Origin of the sequence: Geomonas azotofigens, from assembly GCF_018919395.1 — a bacterium.
GTDB lineage: Bacteria > Desulfobacterota > Desulfuromonadia > Geobacterales > Geobacteraceae > Geomonas > Geomonas azotofigens.
The window spans coordinates 839,093-865,929 of record NZ_JAHLME010000001.1 but is presented as its reverse complement, the minus strand read 5'-3'; the positions used below and the strand labels follow the sequence as shown (position 1 = coordinate 865,929).

At 64.9% G+C, this 26,837-nt stretch carries 20 protein-coding genes; 4 read left to right on the top strand and 16 right to left on the bottom strand.

What is annotated here, in order from left to right:
- Positions 1–41: 41 nt before the first annotated feature.
- Together KOL99_RS03810 and KOL99_RS03805 are read right to left on the bottom strand one after the other, a co-directional pair.
- A complete protein-coding gene (locus KOL99_RS03810) occupies positions 42–3,977 on the bottom strand; it encodes a multicopper oxidase domain-containing protein (protein ID WP_216509144.1) in 3,936 nt (1,311 codons plus the stop codon).
- Between the two features lie 42 nt (positions 3,978–4,019).
- On the bottom strand, positions 4,020–4,238 hold the full coding sequence (locus KOL99_RS03805) for a hypothetical protein (protein WP_216509143.1): 219 nt from the start codon (positions 4,236–4,238) through the stop codon (positions 4,020–4,022).
- A gap of 519 nt (positions 4,239–4,757) precedes the next feature.
- Between KOL99_RS03805 and KOL99_RS03800 the strand changes: the two genes are divergently transcribed.
- Positions 4,758–5,363, top strand: coding sequence for a YajG family lipoprotein (locus tag KOL99_RS03800; protein ID WP_216509142.1), 606 nt, complete (start codon positions 4,758–4,760; stop codon positions 5,361–5,363).
- 320 nt (positions 5,364–5,683) lie between these two features.
- The gene (locus tag KOL99_RS03795; protein ID WP_216509141.1) at positions 5,684–6,523 is read left to right on the top strand and encodes an alpha/beta fold hydrolase; all 840 of its coding nucleotides are present in this window, start codon (positions 5,684–5,686) and stop codon (positions 6,521–6,523) included.
- Positions 6,524–6,679: 156 nt separating this feature from the next.
- Here the strand turns inward: KOL99_RS03795 and KOL99_RS03790 are convergent, their stop codons facing one another.
- From KOL99_RS03790 to KOL99_RS03780, 3 genes are all read right to left on the bottom strand, one after another.
- Complete coding sequence (locus KOL99_RS03790; protein WP_216509140.1) at positions 6,680–7,849, bottom strand: aminotransferase; 1,170 nt, start codon at positions 7,847–7,849, stop codon at positions 6,680–6,682.
- 251 nt (positions 7,850–8,100) lie between these two features.
- Positions 8,101–9,174, bottom strand: a complete 1,074-nt coding sequence (locus tag KOL99_RS03785; RefSeq protein WP_216509139.1) for a type IV pilus twitching motility protein PilT — start codon at positions 9,172–9,174, stop codon at positions 8,101–8,103.
- Between the two features lie 12 nt (positions 9,175–9,186).
- Entirely contained in the window at positions 9,187–10,845 is a 1,659-nt protein-coding gene (locus KOL99_RS03780; RefSeq protein WP_216509138.1) for a GspE/PulE family protein, read from the bottom strand.
- 360 nt (positions 10,846–11,205) lie between these two features.
- Here KOL99_RS03780 and KOL99_RS03775 point away from each other — a divergent pair, with 360 nt between their 5' ends.
- Positions 11,206–12,210, top strand: a complete 1,005-nt coding sequence (locus KOL99_RS03775) for a hypothetical protein (protein WP_216509137.1) — start codon at positions 11,206–11,208, stop codon at positions 12,208–12,210.
- Positions 12,211–12,226: 16 nt separating this feature from the next.
- Here KOL99_RS03775 and KOL99_RS03770 read toward each other — a convergent pair whose 3' ends face one another.
- Both KOL99_RS03770 and KOL99_RS03765 read right to left on the bottom strand, forming a co-directional pair.
- Positions 12,227–14,692, bottom strand: a complete 2,466-nt coding sequence (locus tag KOL99_RS03770; protein WP_216509136.1) for a sensor domain-containing diguanylate cyclase — start codon at positions 14,690–14,692, stop codon at positions 12,227–12,229.
- A 12-nt stretch (positions 14,693–14,704) separates the two neighbouring features.
- The gene (locus KOL99_RS03765) at positions 14,705–15,778 is read right to left on the bottom strand and encodes a response regulator (protein WP_216509135.1); all 1,074 of its coding nucleotides are present in this window, start codon (positions 15,776–15,778) and stop codon (positions 14,705–14,707) included.
- Positions 15,779–15,907: 129 nt separating this feature from the next.
- Here KOL99_RS03765 and KOL99_RS03760 point away from each other — a divergent pair, with 129 nt between their 5' ends.
- Positions 15,908–16,090, top strand: coding sequence for a hypothetical protein (locus tag KOL99_RS03760; protein WP_216509134.1), 183 nt, complete (start codon positions 15,908–15,910; stop codon positions 16,088–16,090).
- 259 nt (positions 16,091–16,349) lie between these two features.
- Here the strand turns inward: KOL99_RS03760 and KOL99_RS03755 are convergent, their stop codons facing one another.
- The 9 genes from KOL99_RS03755 to hypA all read right to left on the bottom strand — a co-directional run bounded on the left by KOL99_RS03755 (position 16,350) and on the right by hypA (position 26,834).
- Complete coding sequence (locus KOL99_RS03755; protein ID WP_216509133.1) at positions 16,350–17,321, bottom strand: transglycosylase domain-containing protein; 972 nt, start codon at positions 17,319–17,321, stop codon at positions 16,350–16,352.
- Between the two features lie 159 nt (positions 17,322–17,480).
- Positions 17,481–18,449, bottom strand: a complete 969-nt coding sequence (pdxA, locus tag KOL99_RS03750) for a 4-hydroxythreonine-4-phosphate dehydrogenase PdxA (RefSeq protein ID WP_216509400.1) — start codon at positions 18,447–18,449, stop codon at positions 17,481–17,483.
- A gap of 284 nt (positions 18,450–18,733) precedes the next feature.
- Positions 18,734–19,468: a glycine zipper family protein gene (locus tag KOL99_RS03745; protein ID WP_216509132.1), complete on the bottom strand. Its 735-nt coding sequence runs from the start codon at positions 19,466–19,468 to the stop codon at positions 18,734–18,736.
- A gap of 55 nt (positions 19,469–19,523) precedes the next feature.
- Positions 19,524–21,731, bottom strand: coding sequence for an ATP-dependent helicase (locus KOL99_RS03740; protein WP_216509131.1), 2,208 nt, complete (start codon positions 21,729–21,731; stop codon positions 19,524–19,526).
- Positions 21,732–21,826: 95 nt separating this feature from the next.
- The gene (locus tag KOL99_RS03735) at positions 21,827–22,504 is read right to left on the bottom strand and encodes a response regulator (protein WP_216509130.1); all 678 of its coding nucleotides are present in this window, start codon (positions 22,502–22,504) and stop codon (positions 21,827–21,829) included.
- 222 nt (positions 22,505–22,726) lie between these two features.
- A complete protein-coding gene (locus KOL99_RS03730) occupies positions 22,727–23,674 on the bottom strand; it encodes an ATP-binding protein (RefSeq protein WP_236025753.1) in 948 nt (315 codons plus the stop codon).
- Between the two features lie 145 nt (positions 23,675–23,819).
- Positions 23,820–25,727 carry an anaerobic carbon-monoxide dehydrogenase catalytic subunit gene (cooS, locus tag KOL99_RS03725; RefSeq protein WP_216509129.1) on the bottom strand — a complete coding sequence of 636 codons (1,908 nt, stop codon included), beginning with the start codon at positions 25,725–25,727 and terminating at the stop codon, positions 23,820–23,822.
- The gene (locus KOL99_RS03720) at positions 25,724–26,290 is read right to left on the bottom strand and encodes a 4Fe-4S dicluster domain-containing protein (RefSeq protein WP_216509128.1); all 567 of its coding nucleotides are present in this window, start codon (positions 26,288–26,290) and stop codon (positions 25,724–25,726) included. The genes cooS and KOL99_RS03720 overlap by 4 nt, the downstream gene beginning before the upstream one ends.
- Positions 26,274–26,834 carry a hydrogenase maturation nickel metallochaperone HypA gene (gene hypA / locus KOL99_RS21555; RefSeq protein ID WP_236025752.1) on the bottom strand — a complete coding sequence of 187 codons (561 nt, stop codon included), beginning with the start codon at positions 26,832–26,834 and terminating at the stop codon, positions 26,274–26,276. Before hypA ends, KOL99_RS03720 begins: the two co-directional genes overlap by 17 nt.
- Between the last annotated feature and the right edge of the window lie 3 nt (positions 26,835–26,837).

The window sequence follows — 26,837 nt, the reverse complement described above, 5'->3', positions numbered from 1 at the left end:
GAGGAGGACCAGCACCTCCTCCCCAGGCAGGACGACTGATACTACGGGTTGGTGGTGATGGGGAACGGAATAGCGTTCACCCATCCGGAGGAAACGATGGTGCCGTTGTTGGACCTGATCCGGTACCAGTACTTGGTGTTGCGGGAGAGCCCGGTCTGGGTCAGGGTGGTCACCCCGGCATTGACGGTGACGCTGTTCAGGTTCTTGGTGAAGGCCGAGTCGGTGGCTCTCTGGATGGTGAAGCCGGTTTCGTTGCTGGAGAGATCCTGCCAATTGAGGACCACGCTCCTGTTGTTGCCGTTGTTCTGGCCGTTGGCAGCGGTGAAGTTCCCCGGGGCGGCCGGCTGTGCCGGGAGCAGGATGGTCGGGGACACCGCGTAGCCGGAGAGGCCGGCGACGTTCACGGCGGCGACGCGGTACGTGTAGGTGGCGTCGGTGGCCGAGAGGGTCAGGTTGTCGGTGTAGCTCACGCTGCCGGTGTTGCTGCGGGCCGGAAGTTTGGCCAGCAGGGTGAAGGCACCGCCGTTCACGGAGCGCTCGAGGACGAAGCCGGTCTCGGTGGTCGCGTTGTCGGTGAAGGTGATGGTCACCTTCGGCCCGGCTGCCAGAACCGCGTTCATGTTGGTCGGGTCAACCGGTACGCCGCCGGTGAAGAGCGGTGCCGAGGCCGACTGCACGGTCAGGCTCGGCATCTGCCCGCCGTAGCCCACGGTGTTCAGTGCCAGCACCTGGTACTCCGTCACCACGTTCGGGTTGTAGACGGCCGGGTCCTGCATGGTCTTCGGTCCGGTGGTGTTGACCTGGTCCAGCGGTGAGGGGATGGTCCCCACGGTGGTCCAGGTGGTGCCGTCGGTGGTTTTCCTAACCACGAACGAGGTCTCGCTGATCGAGTTGTCGTTCCAGTTCAGGGTGAGTCGCGCCTTGGTGCCGTTGCCGGAGATGGTGAAGGCGAGGCCGTCAGCCTGCTTCGGCGGCAGAGCCAGCGATACCGGACGCATCATGTCCATCTCTTCGTGGCTCAGGATGTGGCAATGCCATACGTATTCCCACCCGAAGTTGACCAGCTGGTTGATGATCGGGTTGGTCGGGTTGCCGGAGACGTCGGTGGGCTCGAACATCGCGGTGGAGCCGGCCGGCATCATCGGGTTGAGCATCCTCACGCTGTTCGGGATCTCGAACGGCAGCGACGGGACGATCGGCCTCAGGGCGACGATGGTGTCTTCCAGCGGGCTGATGCGCACGGTGTCTTTCCAGCCGAGCTCGTTGGCGTCCGGCGGGATGATGATGTTGTCCCAGGTCACGCGGTTCAGCACCTGCACGTCGTAGAGGTGGAAGTGGATCGGATGGGTGTCCACGCCGTTATGGGTGATCTTCCAGATCTGGGTGCCGTCCTTGGCGTCCGTGATCGCGGTGACGTTCACGTCGCCCTTGGGCAGGTTGGTACCGTCGATCAGCTCGGTGGCCGGGTTGACGTACGGGTAGAGGATCACGTTCTGTGCGCCCGGAGCGGCCGGAACCGCCTCGAGACCCATGTTGGCGGTCATCCTGCCGAATTCGTCGAAGGCAACCGCGTTCATCTCGTCGTGCAGTGCTTTCGGCTGCAGCGGGATCTGGAGCTTGGTGGCCGGGCCGAGCAGCGTGTTGAAGCCGAACAGGTCGCCGCCCTGGTCAGAGATGCGGGCGAAGCCGTCGCAAGACTGGTTGGTGCTGCCAGGGGCGTTGCACCAGCTGGCGGCCGAGAAGTTGGTGCCGTAGGCCGAGTTGTAGGCGGCCTGGCCTACGATGATCGGATGCTGGCCGGATTCGAAGACGCCGGAGCCGTCGGCCTGGTGCGCGAACGCTGCCTGCAGCGAAGCGAGGTCGAACGGTGTCGGAGTAACGGTCGGGTCGGGCAGCGGGTTGACCCGGATCTGCATCACGGTCCTGGTGTTCGGGCCGTAGCCGGGGAGTACGCCCGGGGCGCCGACCGGAGAGAGGTCGGGGGCGCCGGTGTAGTAGTCGTAGCTCGCCACGCGTGCCGGGTAGGCGGCCGGGGCGTCGTTGTAGAGGATCAGCGTCTGGCCGGCGTACTTGGAGAAGTCGACGATCACGTCGGCCCTCTCTGCCGGTGCCAGCGCCAGTGAGTGCTGGTCCACGTTACCCACGTCGAACCGGGTAGGATCGACGATCCAGGTGATGGGCTGCGGCGGGATTACCGCCGGTGCCGGGAGGAAGCCCCCCTCGCTGCCGATCTGGATCCAGTCCGGCCCCTTCAGGGAGATGTTGGTGTCCGGGGTCGGGAACGCGTTCGGGTCAAGCTGAGCCGCCGCGAGTTCGGCCGCCTTGAAAGCAACCTCGGTGCCGCCAATGGGGTTGCCATCGGCATTGAGGGAGGTACTTGCGGTGTTGGGGTCGGCGACGTACATGTGCAGGTTGAAGAAACGGTCGTTGGCCGCGTTCAGGATGCGCAGGCGGTACGCCTTCGGATCGACCGTGGTGTACGGGTAAACCGTGCCGTTCACCACCGGGGTGTCGTTGAACTGCTCCATCCCCACCGAGATGTTCGGGGTGCCCGGGATCAGCTCAGGCTCGCAGAACGGGTCGGTCTGGTACTGCCAGGTCGCCGGGTCGCTCAGGTTGCACGGCACGGCAAGCGGCGTGGTGAAGGCGGTCGCCGGGTCCATGTTGTAACGCGGGTTCTTGATCGGCGGGTACATCGGCTTTGCCGGGGGCCAGAACCAGGGGCCGTACATCCAGCGGCCGAAGGCGCTCATGCCGCTCGGATCGCTCGGGTTTTGCGCCGGCATGTAAACGTGGTGGTACCAGAGGTTGCCGAAGCCGCCCCAGCGATCGGCATCCCAGGTCGGATCCTGGTCGTAGAGCTGGCCGGTGCGGGCAACCTTGTCGCCCTGCGGCACGAAAGTGCGGTCCTGAATGATGAGCGGAATGGTGCTGTTGCCGTCGGGGATGAGCCCCTTGGTGATCAGCGCCTGCTCGGTCTGGTCCTGGATCACGTAACCGGCAGCCTCACCGGCGTACACGTTCAAGCGGGTGATGCCCCAGGCATGGTCGTGATAGAACATGAGGCGTGCGCTCTGCTGGTTGGTGTAGAAGAAGGTAATGGCGCCGGGGCCCGGATCGGGCATGTCGGGAACGTTCTTCACGCTGACGCCTGCAGGCCAGGGGGTCATCTCGTCTTTCGGGGTGGTCCACTGGTGCGGGGTACCGTCGCTGATCCAGGGGGTCACGCCGCCGTGGAGGTGCAGGGTCGCCCTGTTGTCCTTGAAGCACATGTCGGATTTGGGGTTGGCGGTGCACAGCGGGTTGCGCACGCTGTCGGTGACCGTACCGGCGTCGGTCGGGGAGGTCATCGTCATCGGCCCCATGCCGGAGCCCATCATGGTCGCATCGACGGGGAGGAACAGGTCGCCGCCTGCGCCGTTGGGGAGCAGGTTGCGGAACAGGATCCTGACCGGACGGTCCTTCTGGGCCACGATGACAGGTCCGAGGTAGTTGGGGGGGGTCACGCCGGTGTAGCCGGCGACGGGCACCGTGGTGCCGTCAACGAGGGCGTTGGTAAGGGCGACCTGGCTGCCGGGGACCACCGCCGTGGAAAGCTGCACGTAGCCGCGCAACAGGGTCGGCGGCAGGTCGGAGTGCATCTTCTGGCGGTACTGCACCACGCCGATTTCGTAGTAGTCCGAGCCGGGATAGGTGGTGGTGTCGGCCACGGCGACCGGGAGGTATTGCCCAAGGTCGTTGGCATTCCCCTCACCCAGGCCGGGCAAGCGGTTGACGAACTTCTTTATACCGCCGGAGACCGCACCGGTAACCGGGTCGACCGTCGGCAGCGGGCTCAGCGCCCAGTTGGGAGCCGGTCCGAAATAGTGAGGTACTTTCGTTTCGTCGATGGCCTGTGCCGGTGGGGGAGCCAGTCCCCACAGCGTGATCACCAGCGTTGCCAGGCACGCCACCAATGTTGTTCTCAGCCTGTCCATAACTTCCTCCTTTTTACATATCAAGGTCGCTGCTTTGCTGGTTTACTTCTTCATCGCCTGCTGTCTCTTGGCGTGTCCTCTTTTCTCCACGTCCTGCATTTTCTTGCTCCGTTCCATCTTGGCTTGTGCCACCTTTTTCGCATTCTGGATGCCCTTCCCTGTCTTTGGAGCCGTTCCCTTCCCGGCCGGAGCAGCATTCGCGGCTACCGCCAAGGCCAGGGTCAGCATCATCCCTGCTGTCATCGTAATTAATCGCCTCATAATCTTTTCCTCCCTTACGCCCTGTAGTTGTCGTGTCGCCGTTTTTTGATCACAGCTCCAGCCAGTGTTGACTGAACCAATGCACATCTATTTACAGAGACCATGCCAGAAGTCAGAAAATTTTTTCCATCAGACAATCAAACACTTACAGCCCAACGCGATGCCATACCCAATAGTGAGTGGTGTCGCGAATTGAAGGTGCCGCCGAAGCTTGCGTGGATGCGGCGCCGCTCCAGTCATAGATCCGCGGGTACCATTCACATTCAGAGACAGGTGAATGTTTTTTCGCACCCCTTCGCGCCAGTGGATGTTCGCGTGAGAACGCTGGCCATCGGGATGTTGTCGCGGCGGAGTGCCGGCGCTGCTCAGGATTTTCGGACTGTGTGAGTTTCTTCTTCACTTTGATGAGATGGAAGGTTAATATGCCCGCCATAAGCGCCGGGAATCATTATCCCTTGGCGGGTTTTGAGCCGGCGGCCACATACGGCGAGCAGCAACATTCGATACGGAGGAGGGAACATGAAAAAGAGGTTAGTAGCACTGGGGTTGGCGGCTATCGCCGTCCTGTCTGTTTCCGGGTGCGCCATTACCACGGACACCATCGCGTTGAACTACCAGCCGCAGTCGGGGGTGACCGCGTTGCAGGGCGCCCAGTCGGTGGTGGTGGACGTGAAGGTGAAGGACAACCGGCTCATCCAGGACAAGGTCAGCTGCAAGAAGAACGGCTTCGGAATGGAAATGGCGCGCATCATAACTGCCGAGGATGTAAGCGTCACGTTCAAGAAGGCGCTGGAGCAGGAGCTGAAGGCGCGCGGATTCGCCATCGGGCCTGAGGCCCTGGTCACCGTCGATGCCGAACTGAACAAGTTCTACAGCGACTTCAAGATGGGCTTCGTCTCCGTGGACGCCCTCGCGGAATGCAGCCTCGGCGTCACGGTGAAAGGAAAGAAAGGGAACCTGCTCTTCTCCCGTCAGTACATGACCGAGGGAGCCGAGCGTAACGCCATGATCGCCGGCGGAGACAATGCGCGCCTCGCCCTGGAGCAGGCCCTCGCCCAAGGGATGCAGAAGCTCTTCGCCGATCCCGCCTTCATCGCCGCGCTCCTGGACGCTTCCAAGAGCTAACCGCCTCCCCGGCTCCGCCCTGTTCACCTGCCCGGGCGGAGCCGGGATCTCGCCAGTCGCAGCCCCAGCCCCTCCCCCTTTCGCTCCCCACCCAGCACAGCCCACAACCAACGCGGTCGCGCCCCGACCGAACGCGGGCCGGCCACTCGCCGACCGGCGGTCGCGGCCAGGCAAGGGCGGCACAACCGCTCACGCAGCCATCGCCAATTGGCAGGTTGACTTGTCCCTAAAATGTTGTATCTGAACACCTTGCGCAGGATTCGGCCGCCGGAGAACCGCTGTCCAGCACCCACCCTGGGTGCTCCAGCAAAGGAGATGCGATGAGCTACATCACTGTGGGGAAAGAGAACTCCTGCAACATCGACCTGTACTACGAGGATCTCGGGGAAGGACAGCCGGTGGTGCTGATCCACGGCTGGCCGCTCAGCGGCAGGTCGTGGGAGCGGCAGGTGCCCCCCCTGCTGGAGGCGGGGTACCGGGTGGTGACCTACGACCGGCGCGGCTTCGGCCAGTCGGGCCGGCCCTCCACCGGCTACGACTACGACACGCTGGCGGCCGATCTCAACACGCTTTTGAACACCCTCGACCTGCGCGACGCGGTTTTGGTTGGATTCTCGATGGGAGGCGGGGAGGTGGCGCGCTACCTCGGGCGCTACGGTTGCGAGCGGATCCAGAAGGCGGTGTTCATGGCGGCGGTGACGCCGTTTCTCCTGAAGAGGCCGGATAACGAGGCGGGACTTGATGGCGACATCTTCCAAGGGATCCGACAGGGGATAAGGAGCGACCGGCTCTCCTTTTTGACCAGCTTTCTCGGCAACTTCTACAACCAGCACGCTTTCGGGGGGAAGAAGGTGAGCGAAGAGGTGCTTAGGCTTAGCTGGAACATCGCGGCGCAGGCCTCGCCCATCGCGACGCTGTCCTGCGTTTACTCGTGGCTTACCGATTTCCGCGACGACCTCTTGAGCATCAAGATCCCGACCCTCGTCATCCACGGGGACGACGACCGCATCCTCCCCTTCGCCGCCACCGGGAGCCGAACCCACGAAGCCGTCGAAGGCAGCCGCCTCATCGTCGTCGCCGGCGCCCCCCACGGCCTCAACTGGACCCACGCCGAGGAGGTCAATGACGGGTTGATCGATTTCCTCCAGGAAGCGCTGTAAAACCTGACGGCAAAAACAAAACCATTGGCCACGGAGAAAATCTGAGGAAATCTGAGAAAGCGAAAAACGAGAAATTGGTCTAACCCAAAAGCTGTTCTCCCGTTTTTGTTTTCTGCGAAGTTCTCAGATGTTCTCCGTGGCTAATGGTTTTAGTTTTCAGGGGTTCAACGCCCTGAACCGCCGCACCGCCTCCGGGATGGTTTCCTCGGTGATGTTCCCAAACGCCAGCCTCAGATACCCTTCCAGCCCCGGCCCGAACACCTCGCCGGGGAGCAGCAGCATCCCCGATTCCTCGACCAGCCGCTTCGCCACCTCCCGGCCGCTCTTCCCGGCACAGGGGTGCGCCACCCAGCCGAAGAAGGGTCCGCTCGCCACCAGCCGGAACGGGTTGCCCGGCTTCGCCATCTCGGCCCGGAACACCTCGTGGCGCCGCTCCATCATGACCCGGTTGCGCGCCACCCACCCGGAAAGATGCTCGAAGCCGTACTGCACCGCGTGCTGGGTGACCCGGGGCTGGCAGACCGCCATGGTGTCCTGGGCCTTCAGGGCGTGCTCGATGAACTTGCTCGAAGCGGCCAGCATCCCCGCGCGGTACCCGGTGAGCGCGAAGGTCTTGCCGAAGGACGCGATGTGGACGAAGTGATCCCCCCAGCAGGGGGCCCGAAAGAGATCGTGCGGCCGCACACCTCCGGTGATGAAGCTGTTGTAGGTTTCGTCCAGCACCAAGGCGACGTCGCGCCGCCGGGCCAGCTGGTGGAGCTCCCGTATGGTCTCCGGCGGGATGACGGCGCCGGTGGGGTTACTGGGGGTGACCAGGAGGATGGCCCGGGTCTTCTCGGAGATCAGCCCGGCGATGGCGGCAACGTCGGGAAGGCCGCCGGTCGATTCGTCAAAGGGTGCGAACACGGCCCGTATCCCGAGGACGGCGAGCGCCATGGGGTGGTCGAAGTAAGCGGGCAACTGCACGATGACCTCGTCGCCGGCTCGGCACAGGGTCACCATCGCGAGCCAGAGCGCCTGGCTCGCCCCGATGGTGAGACAGATCTGGGAGGGGTCGATGCAGGCGTCGTAGAGCGCCCGGTAGCCGCGGCAGACCGCCTCGCGCACCTCGAGGAGCCCCTCGTCGATGCTGTAGCGCGAGGTGAGAGGGTCGCGCATCACCTGTTCCAGGTGGTCGATCAGTTCGGGGGGGGGCGGGTAATCCGGGATCGCCTGGCACAGGTCGATCAGTGAAAGCTTTTGGTTGGCGCCCGCCAGCCATCCCTTGACCTCGGAGATCGGCGGCGGGTGGACCCTCTCAATCAGTTCCGAAACAGGAAACTTCATCCAATTCCCTCCTAAAAAGCTAAAAACCATTGGCCACGGAGAAAATCTGAGGAAACCTGAGAGAGGCGAAAAACAAGGCTTTGGGTTAAACCCAAAAGCTTTGGTCGCTTCTAAGATGTCGTCAGATGTTCTCCTGCCAATGGTTTTGTCGTTATAGCCTTAGGTTTTCTCCGAAGTTCTCAGATTTCCTCCAGACCCACGCGCCGTAGCGCTACGGTCCGCAAGCGTGGCTAATGGTTTTGCCTTTCCCCTCAGTGCTCCTGCGGCGGCGCGGTGAGGTACTGCTCGAACTGCCGCTTGTCCTGGCAGCAGCGGTACGCCTCCTCCGGCGACACCTTCTTGGTCTTCAAAAGATCAAGGATGTGCTGGTCCATGAGCTGCATGCCGTCCTTTCTGCCGGTCTGCATGATGGAGGGGATCTGGAACGTCTTCCCTTCACGGATCAGGTTGCCGATGGCCGGGTTCCAGACCATGATCTCCTGCGCGGCGGCGCGACCCTTGCCGTCCGCCGTCTTCAGAAGCTGCTGGCAGACCACCCCCCTCAGCGACTCGGAGAGGATGGCGCGCACCTGTTCCTGGGCGTCCTTGGGAAAGACGTCGATGATGCGGTCCACGGTCTTGGCCGCCGAGCTCGTGTGCAGGGTGCCGAAGACCAGGTGGCCGGTCTCGGCGGCGCTCATGGCGAGGCCGATGGTCTCAAGGTCGCGCATCTCGCCCACCAGGATCACGTCCGGGTCCTCCCTGAGGGCCGCGCGCAGGGCGCTGGCGAAGCTCTCGGAGTGCTCGCCGATCTGGCGCTGGTTGAACAGCGACATCTTGTTCTCGTGGATGAACTCGAGCGGGTCCTCCAGGGTCAGGATGTGCTCCCGGCGCGTACTGTTGATCAGGTCGATCATGGCGGCCAGCGTGGTCGACTTGCCGCTCCCGGTGGGGCCGGTCACCAGCACCATCCCCTTCCTCAGCTTGGTCATGTTACGGATCCCCTCGGGAAGACCGAGGTCGTCGGCGGACAGGATCTTGCTCGGGATGATGCGGAACACGGCCGCGATGCCGCGATGCTGCATCATGTAGTTGCCGCGGAAACGGGCCAGCCCCGGAACCGAGTAGGCGAAGTCGAGGTCATGCTTCTCCTCGAAGTGCTCGCGCTGCTTGGGGGTCAGTATCTCGTACAGGATCGCCTTCAGCTCCTCGTGCGTCAGGGTCTTGAAGTTCTGGCGCTCCATCTCGCCGCGCAGCCGGAATATCGGAGGGGAACCTGCGGAGAGGTGCAAATCGGAGGCCCCGGCGTCGTGCATCAGCTTGAACAGCGCATCAATCCTTGCCATGTCTTTTCTCCGTCACAGTATTATTGAAGCGACGTACTCACCGGGGGCGATTTCGCCCCGCTCCAGAAGTTCCGCCCCTTCCTCCGCGATGCCGCGGAAGCCGTTCTCCCTAAGGTAACGGACCACCCCGTCGCTGTCGCGGATCATCTCCAACGCCTCCAGGAGCTCCGCGTCGAACCGGATCACGTCCAGAAGGTACTTCTTGCCCCGGTAGCCGGTCTGGTCGCAGGCGGGGCACCCCGCCGGCCGGTAAAACGCCCGCTCGCCGGACGCCAGCCTGAGCGCCGCCAGCTCCTCGGGTGCCGGGGTGTAGCGCTCCTTGCACTCGGGGCACAAGAGCAGCACACAGCGGCTCGACACGATTCCCCTGACATGGGTGGGGATCAGGTAGTTCTTCTGGATCAGGTAGATGAGCTGTTTCAGCACCTCTCCCTTGCTCCCGTGGGATATCCCCGCCACCACCAGCTTGCCGCGCATGGCGGCCTTGCTGGCGGCGATGAAGGTGGGCAGATCGGTGACGTCCTCGATCACCAGCGTGTCGGGGTCGTGCTCCATGGCGGTCGCGATCACGGCGGCGCTGTCGTCGGCGCAGCAGCGGGAGCTGGGGATACGGGGGAACTTGCTCCTGCCCCGGCCCAGCCGCTCACCGATCAGCAGCACGGTACGCCCGGAATGGTCGCTGGAGTCGACGAACAGGTCGATGAGGCGGCTGCGCTCCTCCGGGGAGCGCCCGGCGAAGAGTATCAGCCCCTGCTTGGCGGCGGCGAGGGTCGCCAGGTCGTCGCGCTGGCGCGGGGTGAGCCCCAGGTCGTCCATGGTGTTCACCTGGGGCGAGACGGCGTGCAGCCTGAGCGTCACGTACTGGCCGCCGTCGCCGGGCATCAAAAGCGCCTGGAAGGGGATCTTCTTCCCCTGCCACAGGAACTTCAGCACGCCGCTGGCCGCCCCCTCTCCCTCGGTGGCGAGACCGGAGAGGCGCCGGACGCGCTCGGTCAGGCGGGCGTAGTGGGTGATGGCCAACCGACCGAGCTCGGTGCTCTTGTGGCCGCTGCGCACCAGCACGCGCACCTGGTCCCCCAGGGGCTGCAGGGCGAGCGCCGCGTACTTTTGCTGTACCACGCGCAGGAGCAGGTGGTTCAGGAGCATGGCGCCGGTGAGGTCCGCGTTCACCGCGGCGAGGACGTTGGCGCTGAACTGCCCCGAGGAGAAGCCCAGCTCCGGCTGGGTGATGTCCGGGCCGTACAGGGTCTCGTGCATCTCCCTGATCTCGCGGATGAGGCCCACCGAGATGTTGATGTGGCAGCCGGAGACGCGCGAGAGTTCCTCGATCGCCTCCTTGTTAAGCGGGTCGGCCATGGCCACGGAGAGCTCGCTGCCGGTGAGCACCACCGGGCAGAGGCTGTGGCGCCTGGCCAGCTGGCCGGGGACCTTCTCCACGGCGGCGGGGTCGATGTTTTCTTTCTTGAGCCGTACGTAAGGGATGTTCAACTGGTTGGCGAGCGCCCAGTCGATGTCCTCCTGGGTGACCACCCCCATCCGGACCAGCGCCTCGCCGACCCGGCATCCCGAGACCTTCTGCGCCTCGAGGGCGGCCCTCAACTCGTGCTCGGTGATGATCTGGGATTTGAAGAGTACCTCACCGATGGACCCTTCCTTGACAAGCCCGTTCATTGCATAACCTCCAGGATGCTGCAGATGGCGGTGCCAGGGGAAATGTACCCGAAAACCCCTCGATTGACAATTGACAATGGAGCAGTCCAATCAATTGACAATTGACCGTGCAAGAGACAAATCAATTGACAATTGGCAATGGACAATTGACAATGCCCGAGGCGGCAGGACCAGTGAACAGTGGTCCGCGCTGCCAAAGGCAACGAAGCCCCGGATGCGATACCTCGACTAAGCAGAACCTCAACGCAGTCCCTTCCCGCTTATCTGTCAGTCGCGTTGCAAGTAACTGCCATCATTACAGAAAAAGATCACCCATTGTCAATCGCCAATTGCCAATTGTCAATTGAATAAGGAGTTTGCATGCAAAGAAAAGCCATCGCCCTGCTCTCGGGCGGACTTGATTCAACCCTCGCCGTCAAGGTGCTCCTGGAACAGGGGATCGCCGTGGAGGCGCTCAACTTCACCTCCCCCTTCTGCACCTGCACCGGCAAGAACGCCGGCTGCAAGTCGGAGGCGGTGCGGGTGGCGGAGGAATTCAAGATCCCCATCAAGGTGATGCACAAGGGGGCCGACTACCTGGAGATCATCAGGAACCCCAAGCACGGCCACGGCAAGGGGATGAACCCCTGCATCGACTGCCGCATCTACCTGTTGAAAAAGGCGAAGGAGTACATGGAGGAATCGGGCGCCGACTTCGTCATCACCGGCGAGGTGCTCGGACAGCGCCCCATGAGCCAGCGCCGCGACACCCTGCGCATCATCGAGCGGGAAAGCGGCCTGGAGGGGCTCCTGTTGCGCCCCCTTTCCGCCAAACACTTCAACCCGACCATCCCGGAACAGCAGGGGTGGGTGGACCGCGAGAAGCTCCTCTCCATCTCGGGTCGCTCCCGCAAGGAGCAGTTCGAGCTGGCCGAGGAACTGGACGTGAAGAACTACCCCTGCCCGGCCGGGGGGTGCCTGTTGACCGAGCTTTCCTTTGTCGGCAAGATCCGCGACGTCTTCGACCACTCGGACCAGTTGAACCTCAGGGACTTCAGGATGCTGAAACTGGGCCGGCACTTCAGGATCGGCCGGCGCACCAAGGTGGTCATGGGGAGAAACGAGGCCGAGAACGAACTGCTGGAGCGGGCAATCCAGGCCGGCGAGGCCGCCCTGCGCTGGAAGGACGGCAAGAGCCCGCTGGCGGCGGTCATGGGGGAGAGTTCGCCGGAGCTTTTGGAGCGCGCGGCGCAGATCCTTTTGCGCTACACCAAGGCCGAGCCCGGCGCCGCGGCGACCATCGCCGTGACCTGCGACGGCGCCGAGACCGAGTTCGGCACCACCAACGCCCTGGACGAGGCCGCCGTCGAGGCCCTCAGGCTGTAGCCCCTTAGGTAGTACCTTACACGGCGCTCTCCGCGGCGCCTCCCGTAGCCCCTTCCGTGGTACCGCTTGCGCCCCCCTCAGCCGGGGGGTGGAAGCGGTACACGTTCTTGCCGTCCTGCTTGGCTCGGTACATGGCCCCGTCCGCGGAGCGCACCATGCCGTCCAGGTCGTCCCCGCAGGCGGGGTAGATGCAGACCCCGATACTCACGCCGACGCCGGCCTCCTCCCCCTCCACCAGGAACGGGGGGGCGAAGGCCTCGATGATCCTCCCCGCCACCACCGCCGCGTCCTGGGGTTCCGCCATCTTGGTCAGGATGATGGTGAACTCGTCCCCACCCATGCGCGCCACCATGTCGCAGGCGCGCACACAATCCTTGAGCCGCTGTCCCGCCTCCAGGAGCACGGCATCCCCGGCGGCGTGGCCGAAGCGGTCGTTGATCTCCTTGAAGCAGTCCAGGTCGAGATACATGAGCGCCATCGGGTGGTGGTAGCGCTTCGCCTCGGAAAGCGCATGTTTCAGCCGATCGAAGAACAGCACCCGGTTCGGCAGCGAGGTGAGCGAATCGTAGTGCGCCAAGGTCTCCAGCCGCGCCTTGGCCAGCTTGCGCTCGGTAATGTCCCGGAAGATCACCTGCAGCGCGCGTTCGCCGCGATAGACGAAGGGTCCCACCCCGAGCTCCACCTCGATACTGGTCCGGTCGTTGCGCAACAGCCGCTCCTCGATCCAGGGCGCGCTGCTGTCCCCCTGTTCCGCGTAGGTCACCTGCTCCAGGAAAAGTTCCGCCGATTCCCGCTCGATGAATTCCAGCATCTCCCGCCCCATGAGCTGGTCCGTTGACTGGCACCCCAGCAGCTCGCTGCCGGCGGGGTTGATGAAGACGAAACGGCGGCCGACCAGGATGGCGATGCCGTCCAGCGAGAGTTCCACCAGGCGCCGGAAGCGCTCCTCGCTCTCGCCGATGGCCGCCACCATGTTGGTGAGGCGCTCCTCGGTCTTGGCCTTGACGGTCACGTCCTGCAGGGTCTGGATGGCAGCCACCACCTGCCCCTCGCTGTCCTTGATGGGCGCCGCGTCGAAGCAAAGGTAGCGCTGCTTTCCCTTGAGCCGGTACCATCCCTCGGCGCGCAGCCCGTTGGGAATCAGCTCGGAGTCCGCGTAGCAGCCGTACAGGTCCGCCATCTCCTGCAGGGATCCGTCCACCACCACGTCGGCCAGCACCCGGCGCTGTTCCGTATAGAACGCCCGCCACGCCTCCGCCTTCCCCACCTGGTCCTCAGCGGCCATTCCGGTCAACTCCTCGAGGGCCTTGTTCCAGATGATGACCCGATGCTCCGCGTCGATCACGAAGCAGGGGAGCGCGCTGTGCTGCAAGAGCTGCACGGCGAAGCTCTTCTCATGTTCCAGCCGTCGCCGCTGGCCGGCCAGTTCCTGCATCATCGCGTTGAACGCCTGCACCAGCTCGCCGATCTCGTCCCGGCTTGGCAGCGGCATCGGTTCGAAGGAGGTCCCTTCCCCCATGCTGCGCACCCGCGCGGCGAACATCAGGAGCGGGGCGGTCAGGCGTCCGGTGAAAAGCCAGACCAGGAGCAGCGCGACGGGGAGGAGCGCGGCAAGGCTGGAGAGCACCAGGGACCGGGCCCGGTAGATCGGCTCGTAGGCCTCGGCCAGCGGGCGCTCCGCCGCGAGGATCCACCTGGTCGCCTGCAGCCTCTTGAAGGAATAGATGCCGGGTACGCCCGAGGGGCCGACCATCTCGCCGCTCCCCTCGTAGCCGCCGATGACCCGGTCCAGAAGTTCCTGCTGCCCCTGTGGCGCGAGCGGGAGTTGGAGCCGGTCCCGGTTCGGATGCACGATGAGGCGCCGCTGGTCGTTGAAAAGGAAGAAGTTGCCGCCGTCACCGACGCGCAGCCGGCCCAGCCGGCTCAGGAAATTTTCCTCCCCGAGCTCCACCCTCCCCCCCAGCACCCCGATCAGTGAGCCGTCGGTTCCCAGCACCGGTGCGGTGAACACCACCAGGAGCCTTCCCCGCACCGAGAGGAGGGGTTCCGAGATGTAGGGCTTGGCCGAGCCGATGGTGCGGATGAAGTATTCCCGGCTGGAGAAGTCCTTGCCGATGAAGAGGCTCTGGCCCGGGGCCGAGGCGAGCAGTACCCCCTTGGGTGAATAGAAACCGGTGCCGTCGCTGAAGACCTGGTGCAGGTCGAGGCGGGAGTCGAGGAAGTGTTGCAGGCGCTGCGGGTCGGCCGCCAGCGAGGGAGGGATGCTCATCGCCACCGCGACCAGTTCGCGCTGCGCGGACGCGATGCGGTCGTCGAGATCCGCGGCCGTGGCGCTGACCACGGAGAACTGGCGGCTGGCCATGCTGGCCTTGAACTCCTTGATGAAGAACATGAGTCCCAGCCCGGCGACTCCCGTGCTCACGGTTCCGATCAGGAGAAAGACCACCAGCGCCAGTTTTATTTTCAGGCTGAACCTGGGCATCGCTTGTCGGGGTTAGTCGTTGTGGGTGGCGTAAATGGTCGCGAAATCGGCTGCCACCGCTTCAAAGGCCCGCAGCACCTGGGGATCGAAATGGTCGGGCATGGTCCTGCCATCCCCCTGGGTGATGATCTCCATGGTCCTTTCGTGGCTCAACGCCGGTTTGTAGACCCGCTTGCTCCTCAACGCGTCGTACTGGTCCACCAGCATGACGATACGTCCCTCCATGGGGGTCACGTCCCCGGCCAGCCCGCGCGGATAACCGCCGCCGTCCCAGCGTTCGTGGTGCGTGTTGGCGATGGACGCCGCCATCTGCAGCACCAGGTGGTTGGAGCCGGCCAGAATTTTGCCCCCGATGGAGGTGTGGCTCTTCATGATGCCGAACTCCTCGTTGGTGAGCGGCCCCGCCTTTAGGAGAATGGCGTCCGGGATGCCGATCTTGCCGACGTCGTGCATCGGCGCCGCCATGGCGATGCCGTCCACGAACTCGCGCGGCATTGCCAGCTGTTCCGCCAGCCGCTTGGCGTAGAGGCCGATGCGGGCGATGTGCTTGCCGGTATCCTCGTCCCTCAATTCGGCTGCGGCGGTGAGCCTCTCGATGGTTTCGCGGCTCATGCTGCGCATCTGCACCAGCGCCTCGCCCAGTTCCCGGGTCCGGTCCAGCACCTGGCGCTCCAGCTCCGCCTTGTAGTTCTTCTCCACCAGCAGCAGTCTCTGGTAGTTGATCCCCTTTTCCACGGCGTAGATCAGGTAGGGGGTTTTGAAAGGCTTGATGATGAAGTCGAAGGCCCCCTTCTTGATGGCGGACACCGCCATCTCCAGTTCAGCGTACGCCGTCATCAGGATGACCGGGATGTCCTTGTCGAGGTCGTGGATCTGCTCCAGGAGCTCGATGCCCGACATCTGCGGCATGTTCACGTCGGTGAGCACGACATCGGGAGGCGACTGGCGCAAAAGCTCCAGCGCGTCCATGCCATTTGAGCACGGATGCACCTCGAAGCCGCTCACAGAGAGGAGCAAGGCGACACTTTCCAAGACATAAGGGTCGTCGTCTACGAGGATGACGCGGCCTGATATAGCTGTTTCCATCACACTTCTCCAGTAGCTTGAGACGCTCATTCGTCTTCTTCGTTGTTTTCGGCAGATTTAATGGGAACTTGAGGAGGAGAATTCTAAGACAAGTCTTAGCGGGGTCGGGGAAAAGCCGGCGGGGGAGTGATGGGAGTGATGGGGGTGATGGGGGTGATGGGGGTGATGGGGGTGATGGGGGTGATGGGGGTGATGGGGGTGATGGGGGTGATGGGAGTGATGGGAGTGATGGGAGTGATGGGAGTGATGGGAGTGATGGCTGGGGAGGGAACGGTGGCGGCGATATCCCCTCGCCCTCTGGGAGAGGGGTAGGGGTGAGGGCTTCCTTGCACGCCGCGTCACTCCTACATCCTGTAGGGGCGAATAATCATTCGCCCAGCCGCCGGTGCCCCGCCCCCGATCTTGGCAACAGGGGTGGAGGCGCGATCAAGGGGGGCGAATGTTTATTCGCCCCTACAGGTGGACCGCGTTCTCAGGTGCACTCGCCGAAGGGGCAAAAACCCTGTGCCCGGTCCCCCTCGCCCCCCGGAAGAGGGGGAGAGGGAGGGGGGGAGCGGTCGTCGTCTCGCGGCTACTGCTTGTCCTGCGCCGGGGCACCCTCCTTGGCGGGGGCGGCGCCTTCCTGGGGCTTCTCCGGGGCAGGTTCGGCGGCGGCCGGATGCTGCTCGGCCGGGGGCGCGCCGGGCTCGGCCTGCCCCTTCTCCGGCTCGGTAGCGAGCCCCTGCGGCACGGTGGCGCTGGTGTGGTTCGCCATGACCTCGACCTGCTTGATGCTCTCGTCGACCTTCTTCTGCATCCGGCCGATGTTGGGCATCTCGGCCAGCGCCGCTTGGTATTCGCCCGAGGAGAGCACCCCCTTGTTGGCCAAAAGCCTCAGGATCATGTTGGAGCGCTTGAGCACCTTGTCCAGGTTCTTGTACGGGTTGTACGCGACGCGTGGCCCCGGCAGCATCGCGGCGAGGAAGGCGCACTCGCGCGGGGTGAGCGCGGCCGGCGACTTGCCGAAGTAGTAGCGCGCGCCGTGGCCGATGCCGTGCACCATGGGCCCCAGTTCGATCACGTTCAGGTAGAGCTCGATGATGCGCCCCTTGGTGATCTCCTGCTCCATGCGCTTGGCCAGGTACAGCTCTTTCGCCTTGCGGGTCAGGGTCTTCTCCCGGGAGAGGAACAGGTTCTTGGCCACCTGCTGGGTGATGGTGGAGGCGCCGCGGGCGAAGCTCTGCTTCTCGAGGTCGTACTTGATCGCCTCCTTGATCGCCTTGACGTCGATCCCCTCGTGCTTGTAGAAGGAGGCGTCCTCGGCAAGGATCACCGCCCACTTCATCTCCGAGGGAATCTGGGACAGGGGGGTCCAGTAGCGGTTCTTGGGGCCGACCACCAGCGGGTGGTAGTTCCCCTGCCAGTCCTTGACCTGGATGGTCATGTTCATCTTCTTGTCCTTGAGCACCGTGACCGGCGGGACGAAAAAGAGCGAGACGACGACATAGACAGCGTAGATGGCGCAGAGACCGGCACCCCAGAGGAGGTATTTCTTCAATTTCATAGCAGCGATTCCTTTACGTATAATCCCCCTACCCTCGCGGCAGGAGGTCAGGGGGGGTGGGGCAGGTGCCGCGGTGAGCGATCGGCCTTTCCGGCTATCCCCACACCGGTCCGTCCCCCTCTCCCCCTGGGAGAGGGGACTGGGGAGGGGGGACGTGGTTCATCGCGGGCGCGCCATCTGCGCCGCCATGATTAGGGCAGCCTTCATGCTGGCGGGGCTCGCCTTGCCGGTGCCGGCGAGGTCGTAGGCGGTGCCGTGGTCGACCGAGGTGCGGATGATGGGGAGGCCGAGCGTTACGTTCACCCCGTCATCGAAGTGCAAAAGCTTGAGCGGGATGAGCCCCTGGTCGTGGTACATGCAGACCACGGCGTCGTACCCCCCGTGCGCGGCGAAGTGGAACAGGGTGTCGGCGGAAAGCGGTCCCACCGCGTCGATCCCCTCTGCTCGCGCCGCGGCCACCGCCGGGGCGATGATGCGGCTCTCCTCGTCGCCGAACATCCCCCCCTCGCCGCAGTGCGGGTTGAGCGCCAGGACAGCCAGGCGCGGCGCCTTGCAGAACCAGCGCGAGAGCGAATCGTTGGTGATCCTGATGGTGGAGAGGACCCGGTCGAAGGTAACCAGTTTCGGGACGTCGGCGAGCGCCTCGTGGATGGTGACCAGGGTGACCCGGAGCCGGTCGCCGGCGAGCATCATCACCACCTCGTGCCCGCCGGTCAGCTCCGCCAGCAGTTCCGTGTGTCCCGGGAAACGGTGCCCGGCGCTGTTCAGCGACTCCTTGTTGATGGGGGCGGTGGCCATGGCCGCCACCGTTCCGTCCATGCAGAGCTGTGCCGCCGCGCAGATGTAGCGGTAACAGGCGTCGCCGCCGGCAGGGCCGGGGCGGCCGTAGACCATCTGGTCCGGTTGGAGGGTGGAGAGTTCGCGCAGGTAGAGGGTTTTCGGAGCCGGTTCCGTGGCGGGGATGAGCTCCGGGGCCGAGACGACGGAGAGCCTGGCACCCGCCACGGCGATGCCGCGCTCGATGGCGGCGCGGTCGCCCAGCACCAGCGGCCGGCAAAGCGCGGTGACGGCGGGGTCGGCGAGCGCCGCCGCGATGATCTCAGGCCCGATGCCGCTCGGGTCCCCCATGGTGACGGCTATGATCGGTTTTTCCAAACGGAACTCCTTCAGTTGTGGCACAAAAGCTTCCCCCTCCCTGTCCCTCCCCCTCCGGGGGAGGGGACGAAAAGTCGGATACTCTCCCCACCGGGGGGACGACAGGGCCAGCTCCTCCCCCCGGAGGGGGGAGGTCGGGAGGGGGGAAGTGCTCACAAAGCAATAGGGGCCGTCGAGCCCCTATTCAGCATCTAACCGGAGGGGGACAGGCACCGGACGGAGCCAGCCCCCTCGCAGCCCCCTTGCGGCCGAAACGCCTACTTGCGCACGTTGAGCGGCAGGATCAGCTTCTGCACCTGGCCGGTTTCCTTCTCGCGCCACTGCAGCCTCAGCTCCTTGGCGCTCGGGGCCTCGCCCGGGAAGAAGATGAAGCCGTTGGAAAGGCTGTCGGCCGGGAGGGGACGCCCCTCCAGCCCCTTGCTCCTCAGGTCGTCCGAGATGCGGTTCGCACGGTCGTTGGAGGTACCCTCCTGGGTCCCGCCGATGATGGCGCCCCCGGCGGCGCCGAGAGCGGCACCCTTGCCCAGGGACCCCGCCACGCTCTTGCCGGAAACGATGCCGAGCGCCGCACCCAGCACGGTCCCGGCCGCCGCGCCCAGCAGCGCCCCCTTGCCGGCACCCTTGCCGAAGAAGGAAGCGAACTGGGTCGAGCTCTCCAGCCGGTCGAAGGCCACCTTGTTGGTGACCAGCGGCCAGTAGTTGCCCCCCTCGTCCACCAGGAAGGTCTGCCCCCCCATTATCTCAAGGGTCTTGCCGCTCTTGTTGTCCATGACCAGCATCACCGGCAACAGACCGGCCCCCTTGATGTCGAAGCCGAAGGCCTGCTCGGCCGCCTCCGGGGTCGCGTACGCCTCGCCGCCCAATGAGACGCCGGACTGCTCAAGGTGGTTCTGGTACGCCTCGGGCGGCCGGAAGGAAACGTACTGACTCTTATAGTGGGTGCAGCCGGAGAACAGCAGCATCGCTATCATGAAGACGGCTAGTTTTCTCATGGGAAGGCCTCCTTGATAATTTCATTAACGATACATGGCAACTATATACCGCTTTTCAAGCCCGCTCAAGGCCGGCGAAGCGGACCAGGAGCTTCTTCGGCCCGCCCAGCGAGTTGAACCAGACGATCACCTTCTGGTTGTCCCCCTCCCCTTCGATCTTCCTGATGGTCCCCGGCCCGAACTGGGCGTGGCGCACCTTCATGCCCACCCAGATGCCGTCGTCCTCGTCGTCGGGGACCATGCGCACCTCGTTGTCATCGAACTCCGGCTCGATCTCCTCCTCGAACAGGGAGGCGAGGTTGTGGGAGGACGAGGAGAAGTCGCGGGAGGGCTCCGGGCGCTGCCACAGGTCGCCGCTGTCCAAAAGTTCCCTCGGGATGTCGGCGATGAAACGGGCCGGGGCGTTCATCTGCTCCTGGCCGAAGATGTGGCGCCGGCGCACGTTCAAAAGGAACAGCCGCTTCTTGGCGCGGGTCATCCCCACGTAGCAGAGCCTTCTTTCCTCTTCCATCTGGTCCGGGTTTTCCAGGGCGCGCACGTGCGGGAAGAGTTTCTCCTCCATGCCGATCATGAAAACCAGCTGGAATTCCAGCCCCTTGGCCGAGTGCAGGGTCATCAGCGTCGCCGACGCCTTCTTACCCTCCCCCTCGTGCTCCAGGTCGGACACCAGCGCCACCCGCTCCAGGAAGTCGGCCAGCCCGTGCTCGCCCGGCATGCTCTCGTAGGTCTGCATGGCGGTCACCAATTCCTGGAGGTTGTCGATCCGTTCCTGGGCCTCCTCGGTCCGCTGGGCCTTCAGCCGGGCGTAGTAGCCGGAATCGTTGATGACGGCGGCGGTAAGCTCGGACAGCGGCAGCTTCTCGCTGAGGGTCTTGTATCCTTCCAACTCGTTGACGAAGGCGGCCACCTTGCCGCGCGCGGCGGCGGGGAGCAGCGGCCCGTAGGCCCCCTCCAGCATGGCGTCGTAGAAGGGGAGCCCCTTCTCGTTGGCGAAATCGGCGATCTTCTGGACCGTCGTGTTGCCGATGCCGCGCGGAGGGGTATTGATGATCCGCTTCACCGCCACGTCGTCGGAAGGGTTGTCCAGCACCTTCAGGTAGGCGAGGATGTCCTTCACCTCGAGCCGGGCGTAGAAGCGGACGCCGCCGACCATGTGGTGCGGGATCTGGGCACCCACGAGCGCCTCCTCGATGACGCGGGACTGGGCGTTGGTGCGGTAGAAGACCGCCACCTCGGAGAGGTCGCCCCCCTCGGCCAGGAAACGCTCGATCTCGCGGCAGACGGTGCGCCCCTCCTCCCATTCGTTGGGGAGCGTGCGGTACACGATGCGCTCCCCCTCGGGGTTATCGGTCCAGAGACGCTTGGGCTTTCTCCCCTTGTTCTTCTGCACCACGTGCCAGGCGCCGTCCAGGATGGTCTTGGTGGAGCGGTAGTTCTGCTCCAGCTTCACCACCTTGACGCCCGGAAAATCCTTCTCGAATTCCAGTATGTTGCGGATGTCCGCGCCGCGCCAGCCGTAGATGGACTGGTCGTCGTCGCCCACCACGCAGAGGTTCTGCTGCGCGCCGGCCAGAAGCTGCACCAGGCGGTACTGCACGGGGTTGGTGTCCTGGTACTCGTCCACCAGGAGCCAGCGCCAGCGCTTCAGGTACTTGTCCAGCACCTCCTTGTGCTCCTCGAAGAGCTGCACGGTCAACAGGAGCAGGTCGCCGAAGTCGACCGCGTTGCAGCGCTTGAGGCGCTCCTGGTAGCAGCGGTAGACCCGGGCCAGGGTCGCCTGGTAGGGGGAATCGGCGGGGACGTCGAAGGGACTCATCCCCTGGTTCTTGAACTCGTCGATGGCGCTCCCGAGCATCTTCACCGGGTAGCGCTTCTCGTCGAGGTTCATCTCGGCGGCGCAGTCCTTCAACAGGCGTTCGCAGTCCTTGTCGTCGTAGATGGCGAAGTTGGAGTCGTAGCCGAGGCTCCTGATGTCGCTTCTCAGGATGCGGGCGCAGGTGGAATGGAAAGTGGAGACCAGCGGGATTTCCCCATCTCCCAGCATGTGCTGGATGCGCTCGCGCATCTCTCCGGCGGCCTTGTTGGTGAAGGTGACGGCCAGGATCTGCCAGGGAGGGACGCCCCGCTCGTGGATCAGGTAGGCGATGCGGTGCACGATGACGCGGGTCTTGCCGGAGCCGGCGCCGGCCAGGACCAGGAGCGGTCCCTCGCCGTGCAGCACGGCCTCCTGCTGGGGAGGGTTCAGTTTGTGGAGCAGTTTCATGATTTTCCTTAAGGCCTGCCGGGGCTTAGGCGCCGCGGGGTGCCGAGCGCCTAGTTATATCACTTAGCCCCAGCGAGGTCAAAAGGGAATCTGTCTCACAGCTTTTCCAGGGCGTGGGCCAGCGCGGAGCGGACCGGTTTGGGGAGCAGGGCGAACTTCAGCCCCAGCCCCTTGGGGCGGAGGGCGGTACTGTCGCCGGACCAGATCACCTTGCAGGGGGAATCCACCACTGTGCCGTCGGGAAGGGTGAAGGAGAGATTGACCACGTTGCCGGAATTGGCGGGGCGGTCGGTCACCACGTAGGCCCCATCCACCCCCAGGTCGTGCAGCGTACAGGGGAAAGCCTCGCCGTTGAGCTGCAGGGTCGCGGTCAGGTTGCAGGGGAGGCGCCTCTCGCGCCGGTCGATGCCGGGGATGAACTCCCGCGCGATCTCGAGGAACCGTTCCCGGCCGGCTGGCTTGGTGAGGAAGTAGTTGCAGCCGGCGGCAAGGCAGTCGTCCTTATCCTGCTGCACCGACGTCGACGAAATGATCACCACCGGCAGCTCGGCGTGGTCCGGATGGGAGCGGATGGCCCGGCAGCAGGCCGCCCCGTCCATGTTGGGCATCTGCAGGTCCATGAAGACCAGCGCCGGCTTCTCGCTCTTGACCGCCTCGAAGGCCTCGACGCCGTCGCGCGCCGTCACGATGTTCACATCGGTATGTTTGAAGAAGTCCTTCTCGATCTCGAGAAACATCTGCAGGTCGTCTACGAGCAGTATGGTGGGTTGCAAAGGCCGCCTCCCGTCAAGCTTTTTCAATTTAATGAATATAGTGGTTTTGGAATAAAATACGCGTTGCCGCCCCTCAAGTCAAGGTCACAGGTATACCCCTTTTCGGCAAGTGCGAGCGCGAACTGAAATGGGCCGCCATCAATCGATGTGCGGCCCATTCGAGACGGGGAAAGTGACTCAACGTCGCTTCGTCGCCCTCGGCGGGAGGGGTCTCCAGCCTGACTACTTGGCGTTCCCACGCAGCGCGAGCATGCGGTCCTTGATGGCGCGCACCTCCCGGAGCGCCTGCGCGCTGAGCCGGTCCGGCGCGCGGTTCTCGCGGTCGGCCCGCCGCACCTCCTCGCAGAAGGAGATGGTCCCCAGCAGCTGCCGCTGGGGGATCTCCTCCTCGACAAGGCGCCGGTCGTCATCGTCGCGGATCTTGCTTCCCACCACGAAGACCTCATCGATGCCGAGATCGGCGGCCAGCCGCGTGATCTGGCGGGCCGTCTGCAGGCTGCGCTGGCCCGGTTCCACCACGACCACCAGGGCGTCCACGGATTCCGCCGTACGGCGCCCGAGGTGCTCGAGCCCCGCCTCCATGTCCATGACCACCACCTCGTCCCGCTCCAGGAGGAGGTGCCCCATCAACCGCTTGACCAGGGTGCTTTCCGGGCAGGCGCAGCCGCCTCCCCCCTGTTCCAGGGTTCCCATCCAGAGGAACCTGATGCCGTCCTGCTCCAGGCAGAACTGCTCCGGCAGGTCGCTCACCTTCGGGTTCAGCTTGAAGAAGGAGCCGTAGCCGCCGCTCGCGCCGGTGCGCTCCTCGGCGAGTTCCTTCATGCGTGCCACCGGCTGGAGTTCCGCGGCGCGTTCGGCCGGGATCCCGAGCGCCGCGGCCAGGTTGGCGTCCGGGTCCGCGTCGACGGCGAGCACCCTGGCGCCGTCATTGGCGAAGGCGCGGCAGAGGAGGCTCGCGAAGGTGGTCTTGCCCACGCCCCCCTTGCCGGTGATGGCGATCTTCAGTCCCGGCCCGCGCTGGGGGACGGCGTGGAGGTGGGGGTGATGGTGGTGATGATCATGGCCGTGGTCATGGCCGTGGTCATGGCCGTGGTCATGGTCATGGTCATGGTCATGGTCATGGTCGTGGTCATGGTCGTGATGATGCGCGTGGTTGTGATGGTCGCACATAATTGCTGCTCCTTTATTGCTTCGCCCGGTCCACGTCCCCGCCCCCGGAGGGGGAGGGTTAGGGAGGGGGCAGGTCCAGTTCCAGTTCAGGCTCCCCCCTCCCAACCTCCCCCCTCCGGGGGGAGGAGCTGTCGTCCCTATCCGATCAGATCCCCAGTCCCTTCCTGCGCTCCTCGATGACCTCCAGGAGCTTGTCGGCGGCGAGATTCGGGTCGAGCTCCACCAGGAAGTACCCGCCCAAGAGGTCCTTGGCCGTCTGGGTCAGGAGCTCGGTCACCTTGGCCGAGCCTGTCACCTGCGGCATGGTGCCCAGGTGGGTCGGGATGCCGAGCGCCACGCTCCAGGTGCCGATGGCGACCGCCTTCTCCGACATCGCCTCGGGCGCGGACGCCACCAGCGGGAGCTGGTCGAGATCGACGCCGAGCTTGTCGGCCACGGCCACCGCCACCTGGACGGCGCGGCTGTTGTCCACGCAGGAGCCCATGTGCAGAACGAGCGGCAGCGGCCCGTTCAGCCCGGCGGAAGTGCCGATGGCAGTCATGACCGCCTTGAGGGTGTCCCCGGCGTACTCGAGCGTCGCCTCCTGGGTCATCAGGCCATGCTTGGCGAAGGAGCCGGCGCCGCAGCCGGTGGCGAGCATGAGCACGTTGTTGGCGGCGAGCTTCTTGGCCATGGTGACGAAGCTGCTGTCCTGCGCCACCTGGGTCGAGTTGCAGCCGGCGAAGAGGGCGATGCCGCGGATGTTGCCGTTGGCGATGTTCTCGATGAGCGGCTGGAGCGGATCCTCCGGGTTCAGGGTCGCCAGCGCCGCCACCACGGACTCGACGCCGAAACCGACGATGGCGGTCTGCTTGAAGTCCGGTATGTTGACCCGGCGCGGGTCGCGGCGCTTGTACGCCTCGATGGCGGTGGCCACGATGCGGCGCGCGCTCTCCAGGGCGGTCTCCTCCTTGAAGTCGACGTGGGTGGCCCCGGGGATCTTGTTTTCGGCCATGGTGGTGATGACGGCGGTGTGGAAGCAGGCGCCGATCTCGCTCACCGAGGGCATGATGCACTGCACGTCGACCACCATGGCGTCGACCGCGCCGGTCACCAGCGCCAGTTCCTGGGACAGGTAGTTCGCGGCGAGCGGAATGCCGTGGCGCACCATGACCTCGTTGCCGGTGCAGCAGATGCCGACGATGTTGATGCCGTCCTTCGCCCCTGCCTTCCTGGCCTCCTCGTCCATCTGCCCGGCGACCTCGCAAACCACCTCGCTTAAAAGCGGGTTGTGGCCGTGCACCGCGATGTTGACCGCGTCCGGCTTGATGACGCCGAGGTTGGCGGCGGTAACCACCGGGCTCGGGGTCCCGAAGAGGGCGTCGGAGAGTTCGGTGGCGAGGCACATGCCGTCGAAGTCGGCCAGCGCCCCCTTGATGCCGCCGAGGATCAGGTTGACGGGGTCGGCGTCGCACCCGACCAGGGTGCGCCCCATGATCTGGGTGATGACGGCGTCGATATTGTGCGGCAGGACGTGCAGGGCCTGCAGGCGCTCCAGGCGCTTCTTGGTGAGGGTGGCCTCGATCCAGTTGCAGGGGGCGTCGTGATCCTGGTTCTGGAAGTCCTCCAGGGTCGCCTTGGCCACCGCGGCGGCGATGGCCGGGATGTCCCGCCCCTCGGTGCAGATGCCCAGTTTGGCCGCGACCGCGCGCAGCTTGGCCTCGTCGCGGATCTGGTAGGCGGGGAGCCTCCCCTCCGCCACGCCCTGCAGGGCGAGCGCCACGTGGCGGCCGTGCTCGGAGTGCCCGGCGGCGCCGGCGGCGATCATACGGATCACGTTCCTGGCCACGATGGTGTCGGCATCGGCGCCGCAGATGCCGCGCTGGGGGCCGTCCCCGAACGGGTCGATGCGGCAGGGTCCTTTCCAGCAGATGCGGCAGCAGACGCCCAACTGGCCGAAGCCGCACTGGGGCTGCATGGCGCGATGGCGGTCCCAGACGGTGGAGATGCCTTCTTTTTTGGCGATGGGCAACAGGGTCGCCGCGGACGGATCGGTGCTGAGCTTCATGGTCATATCCTTGCCTTCCTTGATTTGAGATGTTGGAGCGATTGGGCCAGCTCGGCGGCCCGCGCCTCGATCAGGGTCTGACGGTACTCTTCCAGGTCCACGAGGGTGAGCGCCTTGGTCGGGCAGGCCTCGACGCAGGCGGGGATGTCGCGGCCGGTGCCGGCGCAGAGGTCGCACTTGCGCGCGATACCGCCGTTGGTGCGGCAGCTTTCGGGTTCGGCCCCCTCGTGCTTCACGCTGATGGCGCCGAAGGGGCAGACCATGACGCAGACCTTGCACCCGACGCAGTTCTTCTCGCGCACCCCGACCTGCCCGCTCTCCTGCAGCATGGCGCCGGTGGGGCAGGCCGCGGCGCAGGGGGCGTCCTCGCACTGGCGGCACTGCACCGGCATCATCACGCCGCCCGCCGCCACCACGCGGTTGCGCGGCCTCAGGGTCAGCCCCGAGAGCGCCGCCTGGTAGAGGCCGGTCCCGGAATGGGCCACCGCACAGGCGAGCTCGCAGCCGTGGCAGCCGAGACAGCGCTCGGGGTCGGCAAATACGATGGCATTTTCACGTTGTCGCTTCATGTGGTCTCCTTTGCATATCCAGATTACTCATCGTCTTCCCTCCACCCGTCCACGTCCCCGCCCCCGGAGGGGGAGGGTCAGGGAGGGGGAGCGCAGCATCTGATCCCCCCTCCCGGCCTCCCCCCTCCTGGGGGAGGGGCGCCGAAACGACCGCGTCCTCACTGGCATGGCGCCGGTTCGCGGGGGCGCAACTTATTGGCCTGCATGTCGCATCGAGGCTCTCCAAGTACAGTTCCCGACCGCCAACCAAATCCACGTCCTCTCCCCCGCAGGCAGGGCAGCTAAAGCTGAAATTCACGATCCTGAAACGCTCCCCGCAGCCGCGGCAGCGCCCGGCAAGCGGCACCTCCACGATCTCCAGTTGCGCCCCTTGGGCCACGGTCCCCTCCGCCACCACCTCGAAGCAGGCCGCCAGCGTCATCGGCTCCACCGCCGCCAGCTCCCCCACCTTGAGGCGCACCTTGGAGATGGAGGTGATCCCCTGGGCCGCCACCTGCTCGTTGATGATCTCGAAGAGCCCCGTCACCAGGGTGATCTCGTGCATGGC

Bases quoted from the DNA above. Each gene is read 5' to 3' on its own strand.
- KOL99_RS03810 (WP_216509144.1), bottom strand. From the start codon at position 3,977: ATGGACAGGCTGAGAACAACATTGGTGGCGTGCCTGGCAACGCTGGTG.
- KOL99_RS03805 (WP_216509143.1), bottom strand. From the start codon at position 4,238: ATGAGGCGATTAATTACGATGACAGCAGGGATGATGCTGACCCTGGCC.
- KOL99_RS03800 (WP_216509142.1), top strand. From the start codon at position 4,758: ATGAAAAAGAGGTTAGTAGCACTGGGGTTGGCGGCTATCGCCGTCCTG.
- KOL99_RS03795 (WP_216509141.1), top strand. From the start codon at position 5,684: ATGAGCTACATCACTGTGGGGAAAGAGAACTCCTGCAACATCGACCTG.
- KOL99_RS03790 (WP_216509140.1), bottom strand. From the start codon at position 7,849: ATGAAGTTTCCTGTTTCGGAACTGATTGAGAGGGTCCACCCGCCGCCG.
- KOL99_RS03785 (WP_216509139.1), bottom strand. From the start codon at position 9,174: ATGGCAAGGATTGATGCGCTGTTCAAGCTGATGCACGACGCCGGGGCC.
- KOL99_RS03780 (WP_216509138.1), bottom strand. From the start codon at position 10,845: ATGAACGGGCTTGTCAAGGAAGGGTCCATCGGTGAGGTACTCTTCAAA.
- KOL99_RS03775 (WP_216509137.1), top strand. From the start codon at position 11,206: ATGCAAAGAAAAGCCATCGCCCTGCTCTCGGGCGGACTTGATTCAACC.
- KOL99_RS03770 (WP_216509136.1), bottom strand. From the start codon at position 14,692: ATGCCCAGGTTCAGCCTGAAAATAAAACTGGCGCTGGTGGTCTTTCTC.
- KOL99_RS03765 (WP_216509135.1), bottom strand. From the start codon at position 15,778: ATGGAAACAGCTATATCAGGCCGCGTCATCCTCGTAGACGACGACCCT.
- KOL99_RS03760 (WP_216509134.1), top strand. From the start codon at position 15,908: ATGGGAGTGATGGGGGTGATGGGGGTGATGGGGGTGATGGGGGTGATG.
- KOL99_RS03755 (WP_216509133.1), bottom strand. From the start codon at position 17,321: ATGAAATTGAAGAAATACCTCCTCTGGGGTGCCGGTCTCTGCGCCATC.
- pdxA (WP_216509400.1), bottom strand. From the start codon at position 18,449: ATGGGGGACCCGAGCGGCATCGGGCCTGAGATCATCGCGGCGGCGCTC.
- KOL99_RS03745 (WP_216509132.1), bottom strand. From the start codon at position 19,468: ATGAGAAAACTAGCCGTCTTCATGATAGCGATGCTGCTGTTCTCCGGC.
- KOL99_RS03740 (WP_216509131.1), bottom strand. From the start codon at position 21,731: ATGAAACTGCTCCACAAACTGAACCCTCCCCAGCAGGAGGCCGTGCTG.
- KOL99_RS03730 (WP_236025753.1), bottom strand. From the start codon at position 23,674: ATGTGCGACCATCACAACCACGCGCATCATCACGACCATGACCACGAC.
- cooS (WP_216509129.1), bottom strand. From the start codon at position 25,727: ATGACCATGAAGCTCAGCACCGATCCGTCCGCGGCGACCCTGTTGCCC.
- KOL99_RS03720 (WP_216509128.1), bottom strand. From the start codon at position 26,290: ATGAAGCGACAACGTGAAAATGCCATCGTATTTGCCGACCCCGAGCGC.
- hypA (WP_236025752.1), bottom strand. From the start codon at position 26,834: ATGCACGAGATCACCCTGGTGACGGGGCTCTTCGAGATCATCAACGAG.